Origin of the sequence: Pseudoalteromonas sp. APC 3893 (assembly GCF_030408095.1) — a bacterium.
In the GTDB taxonomy this organism is placed as follows: domain Bacteria; phylum Pseudomonadota; class Gammaproteobacteria; order Enterobacterales; family Alteromonadaceae; genus Pseudoalteromonas.
The window spans coordinates 559,376-580,298 of record NZ_JASDCD010000001.1; the positions used below are offsets into that span (position 1 = coordinate 559,376).

17 protein-coding genes are annotated in these 20,923 nt (G+C 41.0%); 7 read left to right on the forward strand and 10 right to left on the reverse strand.

The window, feature by feature from the left end; all coding sequences use genetic code 11:
* Window positions 1-7: 7 nt before the first annotated feature.
* The 4 genes from QMA12_RS02545 to gap all read left to right on the forward strand — a co-directional run bounded on the left by QMA12_RS02545 (window position 8) and on the right by gap (window position 4,980).
* Window positions 8-1,021 (forward strand): LacI family DNA-binding transcriptional regulator, encoded by a 1,014-nt coding sequence (locus tag QMA12_RS02545; protein ID WP_290208604.1) that lies wholly within the window; start codon window positions 8-10, stop codon window positions 1,019-1,021.
* Window positions 1,022-1,451: 430 nt separating this feature from the next.
* Window positions 1,452-3,302: a phosphogluconate dehydratase gene (edd, locus tag QMA12_RS02550; RefSeq protein ID WP_087534506.1), complete on the forward strand. Its 1,851-nt coding sequence runs from the start codon at window positions 1,452-1,454 to the stop codon at window positions 3,300-3,302.
* A 34-nt stretch (window positions 3,303-3,336) separates the two neighbouring features.
* Window positions 3,337-3,957, forward strand: coding sequence for a bifunctional 4-hydroxy-2-oxoglutarate aldolase/2-dehydro-3-deoxy-phosphogluconate aldolase (gene eda, locus QMA12_RS02555; RefSeq protein ID WP_087534500.1), 621 nt, complete (start codon window positions 3,337-3,339; stop codon window positions 3,955-3,957).
* An 18-nt stretch (window positions 3,958-3,975) separates the two neighbouring features.
* Window positions 3,976-4,980: a type I glyceraldehyde-3-phosphate dehydrogenase gene (gene gap, locus QMA12_RS02560; protein WP_087534501.1), complete on the forward strand. Its 1,005-nt coding sequence runs from the start codon at window positions 3,976-3,978 to the stop codon at window positions 4,978-4,980.
* Window positions 4,981-5,063: 83 nt separating this feature from the next.
* Here gap and QMA12_RS02565 read toward each other — a convergent pair whose 3' ends face one another.
* The 4 genes from QMA12_RS02565 to QMA12_RS02580 form a co-directional block, all read right to left on the reverse strand.
* Complete coding sequence (locus QMA12_RS02565) at window positions 5,064-6,338, reverse strand: leucine-rich repeat-containing protein kinase family protein (protein ID WP_087534502.1); 1,275 nt, start codon at window positions 6,336-6,338, stop codon at window positions 5,064-5,066.
* An 80-nt stretch (window positions 6,339-6,418) separates the two neighbouring features.
* The gene (locus QMA12_RS02570; protein WP_087534503.1) at window positions 6,419-7,132 is read right to left on the reverse strand and encodes a YebC/PmpR family DNA-binding transcriptional regulator; all 714 of its coding nucleotides are present in this window, start codon (window positions 7,130-7,132) and stop codon (window positions 6,419-6,421) included.
* A 201-nt stretch (window positions 7,133-7,333) separates the two neighbouring features.
* Complete coding sequence (locus QMA12_RS02575; RefSeq protein ID WP_290208603.1) at window positions 7,334-9,409, reverse strand: M13 family metallopeptidase; 2,076 nt, start codon at window positions 9,407-9,409, stop codon at window positions 7,334-7,336.
* Between the two features lie 109 nt (window positions 9,410-9,518).
* Window positions 9,519-11,267, reverse strand: coding sequence for an ABC transporter ATP-binding protein/permease (locus QMA12_RS02580; RefSeq protein ID WP_290208834.1), 1,749 nt, complete (start codon window positions 11,265-11,267; stop codon window positions 9,519-9,521).
* A 307-nt stretch (window positions 11,268-11,574) separates the two neighbouring features.
* Between QMA12_RS02580 and QMA12_RS02585 the strand changes: the two genes are divergently transcribed.
* The 3 genes from QMA12_RS02585 to secF all read left to right on the forward strand — a co-directional run bounded on the left by QMA12_RS02585 (window position 11,575) and on the right by secF (window position 14,866).
* Entirely contained in the window at window positions 11,575-12,018 is a 444-nt protein-coding gene (locus QMA12_RS02585) for a hypothetical protein (protein ID WP_290208602.1), read from the forward strand.
* Between the two features lie 92 nt (window positions 12,019-12,110).
* Complete coding sequence (secD, locus tag QMA12_RS02590) at window positions 12,111-13,952, forward strand: protein translocase subunit SecD (RefSeq protein ID WP_290208601.1); 1,842 nt, start codon at window positions 12,111-12,113, stop codon at window positions 13,950-13,952.
* Window positions 13,949-14,866: a protein translocase subunit SecF gene (secF, locus tag QMA12_RS02595; RefSeq protein WP_290208600.1), complete on the forward strand. Its 918-nt coding sequence runs from the start codon at window positions 13,949-13,951 to the stop codon at window positions 14,864-14,866. Before secD ends, secF begins: the two co-directional genes overlap by 4 nt.
* Window positions 14,867-14,936: 70 nt before the next feature.
* Here the strand turns inward: secF and ttcA are convergent, their stop codons facing one another.
* The 6 genes from ttcA to QMA12_RS02625 all read right to left on the reverse strand — a co-directional run bounded on the left by ttcA (window position 14,937) and on the right by QMA12_RS02625 (window position 20,922).
* Complete coding sequence (gene ttcA / locus QMA12_RS02600) at window positions 14,937-15,845, reverse strand: tRNA 2-thiocytidine(32) synthetase TtcA (RefSeq protein ID WP_290208599.1); 909 nt, start codon at window positions 15,843-15,845, stop codon at window positions 14,937-14,939.
* A gap of 87 nt (window positions 15,846-15,932) precedes the next feature.
* Window positions 15,933-16,856 carry a universal stress protein UspE gene (uspE, locus tag QMA12_RS02605; protein WP_290208598.1) on the reverse strand — a complete coding sequence of 308 codons (924 nt, stop codon included), beginning with the start codon at window positions 16,854-16,856 and terminating at the stop codon, window positions 15,933-15,935.
* 91 nt (window positions 16,857-16,947) lie between these two features.
* Window positions 16,948-17,682 carry an FNR family transcription factor gene (locus tag QMA12_RS02610; protein ID WP_087534517.1) on the reverse strand — a complete coding sequence of 245 codons (735 nt, stop codon included), beginning with the start codon at window positions 17,680-17,682 and terminating at the stop codon, window positions 16,948-16,950.
* A 36-nt stretch (window positions 17,683-17,718) separates the two neighbouring features.
* Window positions 17,719-18,390: a sulfite exporter TauE/SafE family protein gene (locus QMA12_RS02615; protein ID WP_087534516.1), complete on the reverse strand. Its 672-nt coding sequence runs from the start codon at window positions 18,388-18,390 to the stop codon at window positions 17,719-17,721.
* Window positions 18,383-18,550, reverse strand: a complete 168-nt coding sequence (gene ccoS, locus QMA12_RS02620) for a cbb3-type cytochrome oxidase assembly protein CcoS (RefSeq protein WP_087534515.1) — start codon at window positions 18,548-18,550, stop codon at window positions 18,383-18,385. The genes QMA12_RS02615 and ccoS overlap by 8 nt, the downstream gene beginning before the upstream one ends.
* The gene (locus QMA12_RS02625; RefSeq protein ID WP_290208597.1) at window positions 18,547-20,922 is read right to left on the reverse strand and encodes a heavy metal translocating P-type ATPase; all 2,376 of its coding nucleotides are present in this window, start codon (window positions 20,920-20,922) and stop codon (window positions 18,547-18,549) included. Before QMA12_RS02625 ends, ccoS begins: the two co-directional genes overlap by 4 nt.
* Window position 20,923 lies beyond the last annotated feature (1 nt).

Here is a 20,923-nt window from a genome sequence, read left to right on the forward strand (position 1 = left end):
AGGTTGGATGAAAAAAGTTACTATAAATAGTGTTGCAAGTTATGCTGGTGTGTCTAAAAAGACGGTATCACGGGTCTTAAATAATGAGCCTAACGTCAGCGATGCGACCCGTGAAAAAGTTCTAAAAGTTTTTAAAGAACTTGATTACACGCCCAATCCAATTGCCCGAGGGTTAGCGCAGAACCGAAGTTTTATCATTGGTTGTATCTACGATAACCCCAGTAAAAGTTATATCACGCGTGTACAAACCGGTGCTTTGGCTGCCTGCCAAGAAAATAATTATAACTTGCTGATTCATCCGTGTGATTTGCGAGGCGATGCCTTGATCAGCAATATTGAGCATTTAATTCAAACTTCACGCCTCGATGGTTTAGTACTTACGCCGCCATTTTCAGACTTTAAAGTGCTGGTCGATTTCCTCAAAGCTAAAAAAATACCTTATGCTCGGGTTGCATCTGCAGTACTCGATGATGAGTCTATTTCAGTGCGCAGTAATGATGAGCAGGGGGCATTTGAAATTACAGAACATTTAATTCGTTTGGGTCATAAGTCAATCGCATTTATTAAAGGCCACCCTGATCACAGTGCGACAGAACAACGTTTTAATGGGTACTTAAGAGCACTTAATACTCATGGTATTGAATTCAACGAACGTTTAGTTGAAGAAGGTAACTTTAGTTATCACTCCGGTGTTGATAGTGCTCGCAGCATATTAGATTTGAGTCCACGTCCGACGGCTGTATTTGCATCGAATGATTACATGGCTGCGGCAGTACTTAAATTAGCAACTCAGCGCCAATTAAAGGTGCCTGATGATATTTCAATTGCCGGCTTTGATAATGCCCCGATTGCACGGCATATTTGGCCTGGGTTAACAACCATTGCTCAGCCCGTTGAAGATATGACTAAGCAAGCGGTTACCAAACTGATCGAGCATATTGCTGAGCCACAAGAGGCGCCTTACCAAGTGACGCTTGAAGCGCGTTTAATCACCCGCGAGTCAACTGCACAAATCAAATAACTTTTAGCGCCTGCCAACCTTGTTAAATCAATTAATAGCTTACCCGAGTGTTGAATACTCTGCACTTGGGTGCTTCTACAGAGCATAGCTTTTTGCTTATACCATTTTTATAAATGAACCCGCTTCAAATAAATGATAATAAGATTCATTTAGCGGCTTTGATGTCGAGAAATCTGCTTTATTTTAAATTTTAGCTGGTCATTATTTGGTCATTTTAAATAATTATACTAAATTTAAGTGATAAGGTTGACACCGGTGTCACAGTCATGCGTTAATACAGTGACACCGGTGTCAGGTTGATTGTGAGAGACAACCTGACAACGTATACCTTTGAACGGGTAAATCAAAGATGCTCAGTGCAATTACATTCGTGGAGTATGTGGTTGCCACTGAGCCTTTATCCTCTAACCATAGAGATGAGTCGAATTTTATGTTGCATCCTCGTATTCAAGAAGTCACCGAACGCGTTATCGAACGCAGTAAAACAACCCGCCAAGCCTATTTAGATCGTATTAATCACGCAAAAAAACAAACAAGAGTTCGTTCAGGTCTAGGTTGCGGGAATATTGCCCATGTTATGGCTGCATGTAGCAGCGATGACAAAGCTCGCTTAAAAGCAGACGAGCAGCCAAATTTGGCTATTATCAACTCATATAACGACATGCTTTCTGCGCATGTACCGTATAAAGATTTTCCAGATTTAATTAAAGACATTGCGACTAAATATGATGCCACAGCACAAGTAGCCGGGGGTGTACCCGCTATGTGTGATGGTGTTACACAAGGTCGTGATGGCATGGAGTTATCGCTTTTTTCTCGTGACGTGATTGCAATGTCTACTGCGGTATCTTTGTCGCACGATGTATTTGACGGTGTATTTTGTTTAGGTGTGTGTGACAAAATTGTCCCGGGCCTTTTAATTGGCGCATTATCGTTTGGTCATTTACCTGTGTATTTCTTACCAGCAGGGCCTATGCAATCAGGTATTCCAAATAAAGAAAAAGCCCGTGTTCGTCAAAAGTTTGCACAAGGCTTAGTGAGCCGTGATGAACTGTTAGAAGCTGAAAGCGCGTCTTACCACAGTGCGGGTACCTGTACTTTTTACGGGACTGCTAACTCAAACCAAATGTTAATGGAAATAATGGGTTTACACCTTCCAGGTAGCTCATTCATTAACCCTTACACAGAGTTACGTGACGGCTTAACTGGCAATGCAGTTGAGACCATGCTTAAACAGTTAATCCAAAGTAAAGATGCGAATACGCTTGCTGATGTCGTAACTGAAAAAACCATTATTAACGGCTTAGTTGGTTTGTTGTCAACGGGTGGCTCTACTAACCATGCTATTCACTTAGTTGCTATTGCCAAAGCGGCGGGCGTTCAGCTGACATGGAAAGACATGTCAGACTTATCTGAAGTGGTACCACTATTAACCCGTATTTACCCGAATGGGTCAGCTGATGTAAATCATTTCCAAGCTGCTGGCGGTATGGGCTTCTTAATGAAGCAGCTAGTTGGCGCTGGATTCTTACATAATGATGTGAAGACGATTGTAGGCGAAGGCTTAGAAGCCTATACCCAAGAGCCTCGTTTAGACACTAACAATAACTTAATCATGACCGACAGCTCAGGCCCGAGCAAAGTGAAGTGGGTTCCATGTCCTGAAAAGTCACTTGATGAAGAAGTACTTCGTCCAGTTGATAACCCATTTAGCAAACAAGGTGGTTTACAGCTATTAACGGGTAATTTAGGTAAAGCAGTTATCAAAGTATCGGCTGTAGCAATAGAGCATCAAGTAGTAACGGCACCGGCTAAGGTATTTAGTTCGCAAGGGGCATTACAAGAAGCTTATTCCCGCGGTGAACTAAACCAAGATTTCATTGCGGTATTAAAAGAGCAAGGTCCTAAAGCGAAAGGCATGCCAGAATTACATAAGCTCACACCTGTTATGGCAACATTACAGGATCAGGGCTTTAAAGTGGCAATTGTTACAGATGGCCGTATGTCAGGGGCATCAGGTAAAGTGCCCGCAGCCATTCACCTAGCACCTGAAGCGGTTGAAGGGGGCATTATTGCAAAAATTCACGAGGGCGATTTAGTCACACTAGATGCACCTGCAGGTATTTTAAAACTGCATGTAAGTGACGATGAAATTGCACAACGTGAACTACAACTTAGTCCTGCAGCGTTAACATTTGGTACAGGACGTGAGTTATTTGAAGGGTTCAGAAACATTGTAAGTAGCGCAGATTTAGGCGCTAGTGCGTTTGGAATAGAATAATAATCAGCCATTTACAGGGTAATGAGGACATACAATGAGCATAGAAAAAATCTTATCATCGGCACCGGTTGTGCCAGTAGTGGTGATAGACAAACTTGAAGATGCCGCACCGCTCGCCAGAGCACTTTATAACGGTGGCCTAAAAGCGTTGGAAATTACATTGCGTACGCCAATTGCGGCACAAGCAGTTAAATTGATGAAAGCAGAAGTACCAGAAGCCTATGTCGGCACAGGCACTGTGGTTGATAAAGCAAGTTTTGATGCATCTGTTGCTGCAGGTGCTGACTTCATGGTGAGCCCAGGTGTAAACGACGAGCTTTTAGCGCTAGCGAAAGACAGCGACATTCCATTTTTGCCAGGTGCAGCGACACCGAGCGAAGTGATGAAGCTAGCGAGCCATGGCTTTAAGTTTTTAAAGTTCTTCCCAGCTGAAGCTGCCGGTGGCACTGCCATGCTTAAGTCAATTGGTGCCCCATTACCACAAGTTACCTTTTGCCCAACAGGTGGCATTAGTTTAGCTACTGCACCCAATTACTTAGCATTAAGCAATGTGATTTGTGTAGGTGGAACCTGGATGCTAGATAAACAACTTATTGAAAACAAAGACTGGCAAGCCATTGAAGCGCTTGCTCGCCAAGCAAGTGAAGTTAAATAATTTAAGGGGAATTTTGAAATGATTAATGTAGCAATTAATGGCTATGGCCGTATTGGTCGCAATGTATTACGTGCACTTTATGAGTCAGTGCAAAATAACGATATTAAAATCGTTGCAATTAATGACTTAGCACCGGCTAACGTAAATGCACACCTTACTCAATTTGATTCAGTGCATGGTCAATTTTCTCAAAAAGTAACCCTTGCTGATAATACAATGCTTATTGGCGATGACGTAATTACCCTGACACAAGAGCGTGATCCAGCGAACTTACCGTGGAAAGAGCTAAACGTTGATATCGTTTTAGAGTGTACAGGCTTTTTCACTAAGCGTGATGATGCTGCAAAGCATATTGCTGCTGGTGCGAAAAAAGTGATTGTTTCAGCCCCAGGTACTGATTTAGACGCAACAGTTGTTCATGGTGTTAACAGCGACGTAATTAACGCCGACAGCAACATTATTTCGAATGCATCTTGTACGACTAACTGTTTAGCGCCAATTGCAAAAGCTATTAACGACACAGTAGGTATCGAACAAGGTAGCATGACAACAATCCATGCTTACACGAATGACCAAAACCTATCAGATGTTTATCACCCTGATTTATACCGTGCACGTAGTGCAACACAATCTATGATCCCAACTAAAACAGGTGCAGCAAAAGCAGTTGGCTTAGTATTACCTGAGCTTGCGGGTAAACTGGATGGTATGTCAGTACGTGTTCCAACAATTAACGTATCATTAGTTGATTTTACCTTTATCACTAAACGTGAAACAACTGCAGCTGAGATCAATGAAGTGATGAAAGCCGCTGCTGAAGGTTCAATGAAAGAAATCCTAGAGTACAACGAGCTGCCGCTTGTTTCTATTGATTTTAATCATAACCCAGCGTCTTCAATCTTTGATTCAACGCAAACAAAAGCCGAAGGCAAATTAGTTAAAGTGATGGCTTGGTATGATAACGAGTGGGGTTTCTCAAACCGCATGTTAGACCAAGTTAAAGCGTTAGGTCAGTACTTATAATTGACCCTATAAAAGTTTAGCTTTATCCAACAAAGCCGCGTTTATCGCGGCTTTTTTATGTTTAAATCCCTGACTTTACAGTGTTAAAGAAGAGCGCTAAGTGTGGATAAATTCGGGCGTAGGGTGATTTCTCTATTCATACATTGTGCCGCAACGTGCTGCAGTTTAACTACCGTTGCGTTAGCCTCATCACAGACATTGAGTAAATCATCAATTAAGCAGCCAATCGCTCTTACTTCTATCATCTGCATTTGCAGACGTTGATAGTCAGTAAGTGAATCTAGATATGTTGCTGCACCAAAGTCACCAAACAATACGGTGTATTCATCGTTTATCATCATGTTATGGGCGTAAACATCGCCATGGCTTACTTTATTAGTATGTAAGTGGGCAAGGGTACTGACCATTTGTTTTACAATGTGCTCAATTGCTTGGGCGCTAAATTGGGTATGCTCGGCAAAGGTATCGCGAGTACAGGTTTCAAGTGTGGGTGGTAAACCAAGGTTTTGATAATCTTGGCTTATAAGCTCCATAACAAGGCCTAATTGCTGTGGGTTATCAATATACGCAAGCACCTTGATAAGATTAGCGTGAACGCCGGCTTGTAAACAGCAGTTTACTTCATCGAGAGGGTAGCCATCACTGGTGATTGCCCCTTTAAATAACTTTAATGCCACGCTTTGTTGTTGCCAATCAGCTAAATGAATTATGCCCGATGCACCTTCACCAATTTGATCTATAAGTTTAAACTCGTTGAGTTCGGCTTGTATTAAGTCAGCATTGTGTAAAGATTGCGATTTATTAAACTCGTTTCCCGCAAAGGCAAGCCAAGTTAGCTTGGGAAGTTCAAACAACCAATCATCTATTTGAGTCAGTTTATTTGCTGATAAACGCACAAGCTCTAGTGCTTGGCAGTTTTTCATACTCTGTGGCAAGGTCGTTAATTTATTGCCTGCAAGAGCTAATTTGCGTAGTTGTGTTAGCTCACCAAATGACGCTGGTAATTGCTCAATGTGATTATCGGTTAAAATTAGCCATTGGGTAGTAACAGGTAAGCTATGCTCGGCAAATTCACTAATCTGATTCCCTTTAAACGCAATCATTATAAGGGCTGGGCATTTTGCTAATACTTCTGGGATATGCTTAAACTGATTAAACGATAAAAACACTCGTTTTAGCTTTGTTAAACAGGCAAATTCATCGGGTAAATCTTTGAGATTATTATTTGATAAATCGAGAACTTCAAGGGTGTCACGTAGGGTAAAAATCTCTTCTGGGAATGTGTCTAGCTGCTCAACTAATTGTAAGCGTTTTGCGCCAACTAATTGACCACGGCGAAGCTGTTCAAGGGTATTCAAAATACAATTCCATTTTTTATGTTTTAAAAATCAAAAAGGCCAAACTAAGTTGGCCTATTTTTAAGTCTTAATGAATGTTATTAAAACTGTGCGTTGTGGTACACGTTTTGTACATCGTCACAATCTTCAAGCATAGCTAAAAAGCGCTCCATCACTTCTACGTCTTCACCCTCGATAGGGGCTTCAACTTGTGGTACAAACGCAATTAAATCTTCGTCAAACTCAGTGATGCCCATTTCTTCAAGCGCTGTGCGGGTATTGTTGTATTCAGTGTGAGGGGAAAATACAGTAACTTTACCAGCTTCAACTTCTACGTCAGTAACATCAACATCTGCCATCATTAGTGCTTCAAGTACTGTTTCGTCATCATCGCCATCAAACACAAAAATTGCTAAGTGATCAAATAAGTGAGATACCGAATTTTGTGCGCCAATTTTAGCGTTGGCTTTAGTGAAGCATACACGTACATCGGCAAAAGTACGCTTGTTGTTGTCAGTTAAACAATCAACAATGATCATACAGTTGCCTGGGCCATAACCTTCATAGCGGGTTGCAGCGTAATCTTCACCGCCGCCACCCTTGGCTTTGTCGATAGCTCGCTCAATAACATGTGCAGGCACTTGGTCTTTCTTTGCGCGTTCTATTAAACGACGAAGTGCTAAGTTGCCATCTGGATCAACGCCACCATTTTTAGCGCAAATATAAATTTCTTTTCCGTACTTTGAGTAAACTTTTGTTTTAGCACCCGCAGTTTTAGCCATTGAATCTTTTTTGTTTTGGTAAGCTCTTCCCATCTGCGTTTCGCCTTAAATGATTTTTAAAAGTATAAATTTTGTAATGCCGTATTCTAAAGGTAAATTTCGGGTAGGGCTAGTAAGTATTCGAAGATTAAAGTGCGAGCAGTGATAATGAGCTCGCTTTAGGGCTGTAAGAATAAAATAACCCGCGAATGCGGGTTATTTTACGGTTTATGATTTTTTATTCACGGGTACAAGTTACCAAATACGTACACGCTCTTCCTCAGGTAAGTAAAGTGCATCACCAGGTTTTACATCAAATGCTTTGTACCAAGCGTCATGGTTACGCGGGGCTTGTGCTCTGAAGCGACCTGGTGCGTGCGTGCCACCACGCAGTTGATTTAGCATACTTTGCTCTGTGCGTTTTTCTTTCCATACTTGCGCCCAAGCTAGAAAGAAACGTTGATCGCCCGTTAAGCCATCGATCACAGGGGCTTCCTTACCATTTAAGCTTAATTTATATGCATGGTAAGCCATTGCTAAGCCGCCAACGTCACCAATGTTTTCACCTAAACTGTTACGACCATTTACGAAATTACCAGGGATTGGCTCGTACTGGCTGTACTGGTCTGCAAGCTGATCGGCTTTAGCATCAAATGCTGCACGGTCGGCGTCAGTCCACCAGTTACGTTGAACACCATTGGCATCTGATTTCGAGCCTTGATCATCAAAGCCATGGCCCATTTCATGACCAATTACAGCACCAATGCCGCCGTAGTTAACCGCAGGATCAGCGTTTGGATCGAAAAATGGGGGTTGTAAAATAGCAGCAGGAAATACAATTTCGTTAAATGAGCTGTTGTAATAAGCGTTCACACGTTGTGGCGTCATACCCCAGCGGTTACGATCTGTTTTTTCCAGCTCTTTGGCAACACTGTCAGCTCTAAAAAATTCACGAGTATTTTTAATATTAGCCATTAAATCATCTTTGCTGATAGTCAAACCATCAAATGATTGCCATACGTCTGGGTAGCCAATTTTTGGTACAAATGCGGCAAGTTTAGCGTGCGCATTTACTTTGGTTTCTTCACCCATCCAATCGAGATTATCAATACGCTCGCCAAGAGCTGTACGTAAGTTCTCTACCAGTTCAGACATTTGTTGTTTTGAAGATTCAGGGAAGTATCGGTCAACATACACTTTACCAATCGCAAAACCTAACGATGTGGTTCCTGACATTTGGTTAATAGCACGTTTCCAGCGAGGACGAGGCTGCTGTTGACCGTTTAACTCTTTACCATAAAAATCAAAGTTGGTATTAAAGACTTCTTCTGATAATAGTGACGCGTTACCGCTCAGTGCGTGATACGTTAAGTAGTCTTTCCATACAGCTAAATCTTCTTGATTGATTAGCTCAATCATGGCTTTAACAGGTTCTGGTTGAGAAACATTAAGCTGCGGTACTTTATAGCCCGTTTGCGCAAAATAAAGATCCCAATTAAAATCGGGGTAGGTTGTGCTGAGTTCGTCACGTTTTATTTGATTTAATGTAAGATCGCGATTACGGCGTTTTTCACGCGGCCAATGACCTTGTGCAATTTTTGTCTCAAGCGCTAAGACTGATTTTGCACGTTCTTCACTGTTATCAACGCCTGCCAATGTTAGCATTTCACTGATATGTGCAACATAGGCTGCGCGTGTTTTTACAAAACGCTCAGAATCTTCAAGGTAATAAGAACGATCTGGTAAACCTAAGCCACCGGCGCCTAATGACATTTCATACTTATTAGGGTCTAGACGGTTAAACCACATGCCACCGCCAATCGGCGAATTTACACCAGATAACCAGGCTTGGCCAAATAACGTAGTTAAATCATCAATCGATGAAACGGCATTAATGTTATCAAGCAGCGGTTTAATAGGGGCTAAGCCTAATTTGTTAAGCGTTTGTGTATCCATATAGGCATTGTAAAAATCAGCAATTAATTGCTCTTCTGGATTTAAATCATCACGCGCGGCAATTTCTTCAATAATGGCTTTAACACGCTCTTCACTACGCTCTGCTAATCCTGAAAACGCGCCATAGCGAGTTTTATCTGCTGGCATTTCGTAGTTGTCATACCATGTGCCGCTGGCGTACATAAAAAAGTCGTCGCCAGGCTTCACCGCTTCATTCCGCGCTGAAAGATCAACACCAAAGCTACCAAGCTCTGCTTTTTGTTCGGTTGTGGTCGTTGCTTCGGCTGGTTGTGTTTCAACTTCGGTTGTTTCAGGCTTTGAGCAACCTGCTAAGAATAGGGCAGCGATTGCTGCTGCAACAAGTGTTTTTTTCATTAAATTGCCTTTATTATTTTTTATTTAGTTTTAATGATCAATTGTTATTGAGAATGGTGTACAAAACAAATTATTTGAGTTGAATCCCTTAACAGCTCGATAAGTTGAGCTAGTTTGTGAGTTTGGTTTGTTGTAACTGCCACATATGTGCATACTCTCCTTGTTTTTCAAGCAATACTTGATGAGTACCCTGCTCAACTAATCGACCGTGTTTAAGCACAATTATATTATCAGCATCAGTAATGGTTGATAATCTGTGGGCAATGACAATACTTGTATGATTGCTAGCAACTTCACGCATAGCGCTCAAAATAGCTTGTTCAGAATGAGAGTCAAGTGCTGAAGTTGCTTCGTCAAAAATTAAAATAGGGGATTTTTTTAAGATAGCTCGGGCAATCGCTATGCGCTGTTTTTCGCCGCCAGACACTTTTAATCCGCGCTCACCGACTAAGGTTTGATCGCCTTTTTCTAAGCTGTTAATAAAATCAGTTAAATGTGCCATGGTAATGGCTGTATCGATCTCTTCATCAGTGGCCGCAGGTCGCCCGTAGGCAATGTTTTCGCGTATGGTAGTATTAAACAAGACGGTGTCTTGCGGGACGATGGCGATAGCTTGGCGTAAACTATGCAGTGTTACTTCGTTAATTGCCTGTCCGTCAATGGTTATAGTGCCTGCGATTGTATCGTAAAAACGATAAAATAAGCGTGCTAATGTACTTTTACCTGCCCCACTTGCGCCAACAATAGCAACTTTACTGTTAGCAGCTATTTTAAAACTTAAATCATTAATGATAGGGCGATTATTATGATAGTAGAATTTTACAGCGTTTAAGCTTATTTCTCCTTTAGCTAGCAATAGCGGTTTAGCACCTACTTTATCTATTATGGTTGGTTTTCGAGTAAGAAGTCCGAGCATGTTCTCTAAGTCGGTAAGAGCGCGGCGAATTTCCCTATACACAAAGCCTAAAAAGTTAAGCGGTAAAAATAACTGAATCATGTAGGCGTTAATCATCACAAGTTCACCAATAGTCAGTTGCCCAGATACAACATCTGCTGCGCCAAGCCACATCAATGCGGTAATGGCCCCAGCTATGATGAGTGCTTGGCCTGAATTGAGGGCTAATAGAGACAGTCTGTTTTTAAGCCTGGCATGCTCCCAGGTAGCTAAAAAAGAGTCGTAATTACTTGCTTCAAATTGTTCATTGTTAAAGTATTTCACGGTTTCATAATTAAGTAGGCTATCTACTGCGCGGCTATTACTGTTGTTATCGGCTTGGTTGGCTTCGCGAATGAAACGATTGCGCCATTGAGTGACATTAACAGTAAAGGCAATATAAACAATTACTGCGAGCAAAGTCACCAGTGCAAACCAAGGCGAAAATAAAGTCGCAAATATCACTGCAACAATGACAATTTCCAGTAATGTAGGCACGATGTTAAACATTAAGAAACGCATTAAAAAACTGAGGCCTTTAGTACCACGCTCAATATCACGGCTAATGCCACCGGTTTGTCTATTTAAATGAAAACCCAGTTCAAGAGCATGTAGGTGCTTAAACACTTTTAAACCAATGTGACGCATGGCATGTTCAGTGACTCGTCCGAATAGGGCATCCCGTACTTCACCTAAAAACACGCCAGCAAAGCGAAGCCCACCATACAGCACTAATAAGGCTATAGGCACTAACAATACGGCATGTAAGTTACCGTCTACTGCATCAATGATTTCTTTTAACGCCCAAGGCATTAAAAGTGTAGCGCCTTTTGCGCCTACAAGTGCCAGTAAAGCTAAAACGACACGACCTTTAAATGCCATTAAATAGGGCCAAAGTGTTTTAATACTTTGGCTGAGATGCATCGCGTCTTGATGTTTTGTTACTTCTTGTTCGCCGGCACCGCGCATATTTTTCCTGATGAATTAATACGTTATTAAGTCTGATAGTAAAGTCGAGTATAAACTTTAATGACAGCTATACTCAAATATTTCAGCCATAGCCTTGGGTATAATAAATTCTAAACATGAGTTAAATACAGGATGAAGATGTTGCCATTGAAATTTTATATTGCGGTTTAATTAATCATTGAATTATTTCAAATTGCCCCCATATAGCTGTTTACTGATATTAATAGATTATAAAATGATTCGCTTTCGGCTAATTTTTTCTGTGTTGTTATTTGTTGTTGCATTTTTTAGTGCGCAAAGCAATGCTGCGGGAGCAGATAAAGCAAATTGGGTTCAATCTATTACTGCTCATGAGTTCCTTATAGATTTGAATAGTGAGCACAGCATAAAAATACAATTATTTGATAAGGCTGAATCAGTTAAACATGTTTCTCATGAGCAAAATTCCTCTGGTTTTGAGCCAACTTACTTTCGTTTAGTTGTTAGTAATTCATCTTTATTTTTACATCAGGTTCAAGTTGAACCCAAATATGCCCCTATCTTTGAGTTTTTTACTCCAACTCTTGCTAAAGAACTGTTTTTACAACCTTTAGAGCCGCCAATTAGACAACCATGGTATACGGCTTATGAGGGGAGAAAATCACGTTTAAGTGGTTGGAAAGACGCTAATCTGATTTATCGAGCAAGAAACACTTACCATAGTTAATTTCTACATTAATTTATAAACCTAAACCAATTAAAAAATTAATGTGCCTAATAGGCATGAACCAATGCTATGCGTTGGTTTAAAGGAAAGTTATGTTTAAAAAAAGTTCGAAAAAACCGTTGTGGCAACGGTTTAAAATTAGCTATGTGGCAATGTTTATGGCACTGATGCTATTAGCTATCAGTGCGTTACCTAATTTATACCCCGCTAAATCTTGGCTGCATATCCAAATGCAGGAGAGTCAAACAGCGGTGCAAGTCGACACCCAAAAAGATGTTATCGCGTTTCTTAATCAGCATGGTTTTCTAGTTGCGCAATCTATTGATGAGCCACAATTGAATGGCGGCTCGTTAAATATATTACTTAACACGCCTAGTAAAAGTGCGGCAGCACAACAGGCATTAAAAGCCGAATTTACTTCACTTGAAACCAAAATTGTGACTCATCAAACGAGCCCGGAGTGGCTACAAGGACTTGGACTTGCGCCTATCAAACTAGGGTTAGATTTAAATGGCGGTGTGCTCTTTGTTTTAGACGTTGATCTAGATAAAGCACAGCAAGAGCAGCTTGATAGTGCATTTGAGCAAACCAAAACCATTATTCGGGAACAAAAAGCTCGAGGAGTCAGAGTGCAAAAAAATGACGCTGGGTTTGAACTTCATGCTTTAGATAAATCCCTCACTGACTTAGAAAGCGTTAAGGATGAAGTTTTAGCACGTTTCGAGCGTTTGCAAGCAACGAGTCATAATCAAGGGAATATGACATCAATGGCATTTAGCTTTAGTGAGAGCGGGGTCAGCTCATTTACAAAAGAAGTGATGAGCCAAACACTCACAACGCTCAGAGGCCGTATTGAAGAGCTAGGCATTACAGAAGCGGTCACTCAGCGTCAAGGCAAGCAACGTATTCGTATTGAATTACCAGGAGTGCAAGACCCAGCAGAAGCAAAGCGTATAATTGGTGCAACAGCTTCTTTAGATTTTTATCAATTAAAAGAAGTGGGTGGTAAATCATTTAAGCATAAAGACGGCGGAACAATTAACTTAGATCCGGTGGCTATTTTTTCAGGGCAGCATATTAATAATGCTCAATCCGGACGAGATGAGTGGGGAAAGCCATTAGTTCAATTAAGTTTAGATAGCCAAGGTGGTGAGGCTATGTCTGCGTTCTCAAAACGCAATATCGGCAAACCTATGGCTACAGTCTACTCTGAGTATTACCAAAATGAGCAGGGTGAGATTGTAAAAAATAGCGAAGTCATCAATGTAGCCAATATTATTCAGCACTTGAGTAGTCGGTTTAGTATTACCAATATGCAAAGTGCACAAGCAGCACAAGACTTAGCTCTTTTGTTACGTGCAGGGTCATTAACCGCGCCAGTTACCATAGTTCAAGAACAAACCATTGGGCCAAGCTTAGGGGCTGATAACATAACCAACGGCTTAGCAGCCTTAATGCTTGGAATGGGAATTACACTCGTTTTTATGGCGCTGTGGTATCGCCGTTTAGGCTTGATTGCAAATATAGCGTTATTGCTAAACTTAACCGCACTTGTCGGTTTAATGTCGTTGCTACCAGGTGTTGTATTAACACTGCCAGGAATCGCAGGCTTAGTGCTTACAATTGGTATGGCGGTCGATACTAATGTGATTATTTTTGAGCGTATTAAGGAGGAGCGTCGTAAAGGGCGAGCGCCTTATCAAGCTATCGAACAAGGGTATAACCAAGCATTTAGCACGATTTTCGATGCCAACATAACTACCATGATCACTGCGATTATTTTATACAGCATAGGGTATGGACCTATTAAAGGGTTCGCTATTACGTTAGCGCTAGGGCTTATTACTAGTGTGTTTACAGGCGTCTATGTTTCAAAAGCATTAAGTCAATCATTGTACTTAAAACTGGCTGATAAACAAGGAGCAAGCGCATGAAAATCAATTATAATTGGTTAAAAAGTGGCTCGAAAATGCGTTTTGCAGGCTTGGTAATCTCACTCGTGTTAATATTTATTTCAACATTTGGTATTGCCAGTAAAGGGCTTAATTTTGGCCTCGATTTTACTGGGGGTTATTTAACTGAATTTACGACAAGTACGCCACTGACACTAAGTCAGTTGAGCAGTAAAATTGATGCCTCAGGGTTAGAGAATTACACTGTAACTGCGCAGTCGGCTCAGCATTTTCAACTAAGAGAAAGTGAGCAGCATAACCCTTGGTTAGATACACTTGAGCAGAACGAGGATTTTTCAGTGAATGTTTTGTCCTCTTCTTATTTAGGCTCGCAAGTAGGCGATGAATTGTTTGAGCAAGGTTGCTTAGCTTTGTTTGCGGCCATGGTTGCGGTGATGTTGTATTTAGCTATGCGGTTTGAGTGGCGTTTAGCACTGGGGGCTGTGGTTGCATTGTTACACGATATTATTATTGTGGTTGGGCTATTTGCTTGGTTACAGCTTGAATTTAATTTAACCGTGCTTGCAAGCTTACTCGCCATAATCGGTTATTCCCTTAATGATTCTATTATTGTAGGAGATAGGGTTAGGGAGCTATTACGCATTGATACTGCGCAGAACCTTGCGGTAGATAAAGTAATCAATAATGCAATTAGCAGCACATTAACGCGAACGTTAATTACCTCAGGGACGACACTTGCTACTGTCGCCAGCGTTTGGTTATTAGCTGGGGCACCACTTCAAGGGTTCTCAATTGCATTATTTACGGGGATAGTTGTAGGCACGCTATCATCAATTTGTATCGCTGCGACGCTACCTCAATTTTTAGGCTTAAGTGCTGAAAATTATAAAGTAAAGCTAGATGAGAAAAGCCAAGCACTAATGGATATGCCTTAAATAAAGTACAACAAATGCCGCGAATAACGCGGCATTTTTAATACCATTATTTAAAATAAAACGGGGGTAATTAACTTAAGTTGATAGTGACCACATCAGCAGTTTCTTGCTCATGCTCTGCGCTAGGCTGTTTAGGAATATCAGGCTTGTCTAAGGCAATATCACCACCATCTATTACATCACCGGTTTGCAAGTGGGCAAAATCAAACAATTCATTGTCCGCTAGGTGAGATGGCACCACGTTTTGCATTGCAGTAAATATGCTTTCAATGCGCCCTGGGTGCTCGGTATTCCACTTAGCAAGCATGGCTTTTGTGTGCTTACGTTGTAGGTTTTCTTGTGAGCCACATAAATTGCACGGAATGATCGGGTATGCTTGGTGTATAGCATACTGTTCAATATCAGCTTCTTTGCAGTAGGCAAGAGGACGAATAACCATGTGTTCGCCGTTATCACTCATTAATTTTGCTGGCATGCTTTTTAACTTACCGCCGTAAAACATATTTAAGAATAAGGTTTCTATCATGTCGTCACGGTGATGACCAAGTGCTATTTTAGTGGCGCCTAGCTCTTTTGCGGTGCGGTATAAAATGCCGCGGCGCAGGCGAGAGCATAATGAACAGGTTGTTTTACCTTCAGGGATTATATCGGTAACAATACTGTAGGTATCTTCTTCGACAATTTTATATTCTACGTTTTGAGTGTCTAAATACTCAGGCAACACATGCTCTGGGAATCCGGGCTGTTTTTGATCAAGGTTGACAACAAAAAGATCAAACTTAATCGGTGCAACACGCTGCAAGTGCTTCAGCATCTCTAAAAGGGTATAGCTGTCTTTTCCTCCTGATAAACACACCATGATGCGGTCGCCTTCTTCAATCATATTGAAGTCCATTACTGCTTGACCAGTTTGGCGGCGTAAGCGCTTTTGTAACTTATTGAAGTTAAATTGAGCTTTGGCTTGAACAGAATGCGACATTACGGCCCCTTGAGATACTATACGTAAAAATAAGGGGCGTATTATATGCTGAAAATGGCAATGCTCAAAACTTATTTATTGGCTAATTTATTTTGCCAATGGAGAAACATAACCATCAGGCTTTAATGCCAAAACATCGCAGTCTAAACTATCGATCACATGTTCTGCGGTATTACCAACTAATGCAGCACTTAAGCCGGTACGGCCAACAGTACCAATAACCACTAGCTCACTATTTAAACGTGCAGCTACATCAGGGATGACATCTTCAGGTAAACCTTCTTCAATCGCACAATTCTGATGAGCGATTTGGTGTTTATCGGCTAATTCATAGGTGGATTCTAGGTGATGTTTTTTCACTGACTCGTTATAAACACTTGGATTAAACTCAGGAATTTCTATAGCAATATTAACTGGTGTTGCTGGGTAGGCATTTACAAGGTTTAATTTAGCATTGGCAAGCTCACATAAAAATTGTGCGTCTTTTATAATACGATTATTTAATGCTAGATGTTGCTCGTTTTCGCTGACTGCGTTCACAGCAGCTAAAATATTTCCCTGCGCTGGCCATGCATGTTCTTTGACTAATAATACTGGGGCAGGGCATTTACGAATTAAGTGCCAATCTGTTGGTGTAAAAATGACTGATTTAAGAGTGTCGTGTTGGTGGGTACCTTTGACAACTAAATCAAAACCTTGATTAATGACGGTATCGATTATGGCTTCGTAAGTGCGATTGTGCCACACCACCTGGCTGTTAATTTCTAAATCAGAGTATTGCGCGAGTATTTCATCAAGCCAGGCTTGGCGATCTTTTACGACAGCGTTTCGCATAGCTTCGCGTTCGTCACTTGAAAGCATCGTGGTCATTTCATATGAGAAATCGTAAATACTCATAAAGGCAGTGATACTACCGCCTGATTTTTTAGCTAAATCAATTGAGCGAGATAGACCATGCTGTGAATCAGCTGTGGGGTCAATTACGGCAAGAATTTGTTTAATGGTATTCATGAGCTGCTCCTTTAACTACTTTACATACAGTGTAACGTATTATTTGCGTAGTTAAAGGTGTAGCTAAAGAAGAGTTGTTTTAGATCAAAGTTTATTTTGTATGTATTGCAGCAGCTTCGCGTAAACCGTCGCTATTCAAAATAGTAATGAATTTACCTTCAACTTTTATTAAGCCAGCTTTTTGAAAACGGCTAAGTAAACGGCTGATTGTTTCAACGGTAAGGCCTAAGTAATTACCGATCTCACCCCGGGTCATAGTAAATCTGAATTCTTTACGAGAAAATCCCCGTTCACCAAACCGGTTGGATAAATTATGTATAAAGCTAGCAAGGCGCTCTTCTGCTGATTTTTTATTGAGCAGTAGTAGCATTTCTTGATCGTAATTTATTTCGTTGCTCATTAAACGCATTATTTGTTGGCGCAGCTTAGGTAATTTACCAGAGAGCTCATCGAGCGTATCAAACGGAATCTCACAGACCATTGATGTCTCAAGAGCTTGGGAGAAGCTTTGATGTTGCATTTTATTTATAGCATCAAAACCGACTAAATCTCCGGCTAAGTGAAAACCAGTAATTTGTTCATCGCCTTGTTCAGATAATGTGTATGATTTAAATGAACCAGAACGCACAGCAAAGATAGCATTTAAAGGCGCGCCAGATTCAAATAAATAGTCGCCTTTATGCAAGGGTTTTTTACGCTCAATGATTTCATCAAGTTTATCCATTTCTTGGCCATTAAGGGTAAATGGTAAGCATAGTTGGCTAATGCTGCAGTCGTTACAGCTAATTGTGCAGTTGCTTTTCGCTTTATTGTGAGATAAATCCATCAGTTAAATCCATTAAAGTGCGTATTTTTAGTTAGACTAATGCACTAATTTGTCAGTTGCAATAATAAGTAAGTATAAACCGTACCATATAAGTATACTGCCCATAGCCACACGTGCCCATGGGTGATTGAGAAATTTATGTAAAACTTGTGCGCCCATTCCAATACTTAACATGGCAGGAAAAGTTCCCAGCGCAAAAAATAGCATTACTAAGGCGCCATCTATTGCTGTTTTACTAGTCATTGCCCATGTCAGTGCTGAGTAGACTAAACCACAAGGCAACCAGCCCCAAAGTGCACCGTAAGCTGCTGCTTTTGGTAATGAGTTTATTGGCATTATGAAACGATTTAGTTTAACTAAGTGTTGCCAAACAAGTGTTTTACCAAGTGATTCGAGCCACTGTAAACTTATCCCTAAACGCATAACATACAGCCCAACAAGCAACATGAACAGACCACTTAAAAATGCTAATAGCATGGCAAACCAGTGGCTTTGGCTTGCAAAATGGCTACTGATCCCAGCTACTAGCGCTCCTGCTAGCATATAGCTCGTTGCACGGCCTAAGTTATAAGCTAACGAGTAGGCAAAGGGCCGCGTTTTATCTGTTGCCAATTGTAAAGAGCTGGCAATGCCCCCGCACATAGCAATACAGTGGCCGCTACCAATTAACCCCATAATGAATGCACTAATAAAAAGAGGATTAATCATTACTTTTTTTGTGTTGCTCTTTATCGTCTTCAAACAAGATACTGTGGCCTTGTTTATTTAGATCTGAAAATTGCTCACCTCGAACAGCCCAAAAGAACACCGCTATGGCGATAATAACAAACAAGATAGCGATCGGGATCAAGATATAAATTATACTCATAACTTTAATAACCTCAGGGAGTTAGTTATAACAATGATTGAACTGGCAGACATGCCAATCACTGCCATCCACGGAGCAACTAGGCCCATTGCAGCAAGCGGTAAAATTGACCCATTATAAAGTAATGAAATGGCTAAATTTTGTTTAATAATACGGCGTGTTTTTTTCGATACACTAAGCAAGTGCGAAATAGCTGCTAAATCACTGTTAAGTAATACCACATCGGCCGTATTTTTGGAAATATCAGCGCCAGTCTCCATGGCGATAGATAAATGCGCACTGTTAAAAACAGGGCTGTCGTTTACGCCATCACCAACCATAGCGACGATTTCACCTTGAGCAGACCAAGTCTCGACATACTTTTGTTTATCTTGAGGTAAACAACCCGTCGTATAGCTATCTAAGTTTAGCTTTTTGGCTATATTTTGTCCTGCATTTGAAGCATCACCTGTCAACATATGACAGCTCAAGCCTTGATTTTTTAGTGAAGCAATTAAGCCATGGGCATTTTGTTTTACTTCATCAACAAAATAAAAGTGTGCAATGGGTTGTTCATCAATATAAAAAGTTGCTTGGGCATTGGTTTTTTTAGATTCAAACCATCCACTTTTACCAATGGCATAGCGGTGGCTTTCATCTGTACCTGTGATGCCTAACCCCGGATGCACTTTGATACCTTCAAGGTGACGGCTTTGGGGAGTAAACTGAGTAAACGCTGAAGCGATAGGGTGCTCAGAGTAACTTTCAAGTTGGGCAGCCAGCGCTAATATATCTTCTTTACTGATATTCTTTGCAAGTATATCAATCGCATCGAGACTAAAGCGTCCTTGCGTCAATGTGCCTGTTTTATCAAACGCAACGCGTGTTAACTGCGGCAAAGTCTCAAGCACATGGGCTTGTTTGATTAAAATGCCCTTGCGTGTGAGTGTCGCGACAGCGCAGGTTAACGCCGTTGGTATAGCTAAACTAAGTGCACATGGGCAAGTAGCAACGAGGACCGAGATGGTAATCCAAAATGCATGCTCGGGGTCAATTTGATACCAACCAACCGCGGTAATCGATGCAAATATTAGCAAGCATGCCACAAACCACTGAGCTACTTTATCAGTAATTTCTACAAGCTTGGGGCGTGTGGCAAGGGCGCTGTGTTGTAACTTTATAATTTGGTTTAATAAAGTGTTTTGGCCAAGCTTATTAATGCGAATTTCAATAACACCATCGTGATTCACGGTGCCTGCAAACACTTGATGTTCAATGTACTTATTAACGGGGAGGTGTTCGCCCGTCATCATTGACTCATCAACGCTCGTGGTTCCAGCTGATACAATACCATCCGCAGGAATTGTTTCACCTGCCTTTATTAGAACCCGGTCATCTAATTTAAGTTTTTTGGCTGCAATAATCTGCTCTTTACCTTGCTCATCTAATATACGGGCGGTTAAAGGTAGTAACTTTTGTAAGTTTGCGGTGAACTCACTGGCTTTAAGACGTGCTCTAAATTCTAAGTATTTACCTAATAAAAGTAAGAAGGTAAACATACAAATTGATTCAAAGTAAACCTCACCCACGGCCATAATCGTTGCATAGCAACTTGCTCCATAGGCTCCAAAAATGGCTAAGGAAACGGGTAAATCCATGTTTAACTGTTTGGCTTTAAGACCATTTATAGCATTGGTTAAAAATGGTAGGGCACTGTATAAAATGACCGGAGAAGCAAGAATTAAACTTATCCAGCGAAAATATTGTTCAAAGTTTTCTTCCATGCCAGAGAACATACCAAAGTACATAGCAAAGGCGAACATCATCACTTGCATGGTCATCAGGCCTGCGACACCTAAACGGCGAATATAGGCTTTTGCAGTTTGTTGCTTTTGACTTGCTTCAATATCGGCTTGAAAAGGGTAGGCTTTGTAGCCTATCTCTAATAATGATTTGATTATTTCGCTAAGGGGTAGTTCGTCTTTATGCCATTGGATCATCGCGCGGTTAGTCGAGGTGTTCACATCAACGCGCTTTACAGCAGGCATGTTTAATAATTGTTTTTCGATAAGCCATGCACATGCCGCACAGGTTATGCCTTCAACAGTTAATAAAACTTCACTGATTTCGTTAGTTTGTGAAATAAACTCTTCTTGAATATCAGGGTTATCGTAGCTTTCAACAAGCTTTAATTGCTCAGGTACGAGTTGTTCAACTTTACCAGCTTGCACGGTCCTGAATTTATAGTAATCCGTCATTCCTTGAGCAACAATTGTTTCGGCAACAGTTTGACAGCCAATGCAACACATAGGTTCAGGGCTACCGTTTATTACAACGGTAGCATTAAACCCAGTCGGTACACTTTCAAGGCAATGAAAGCAGTTTTTTGACATG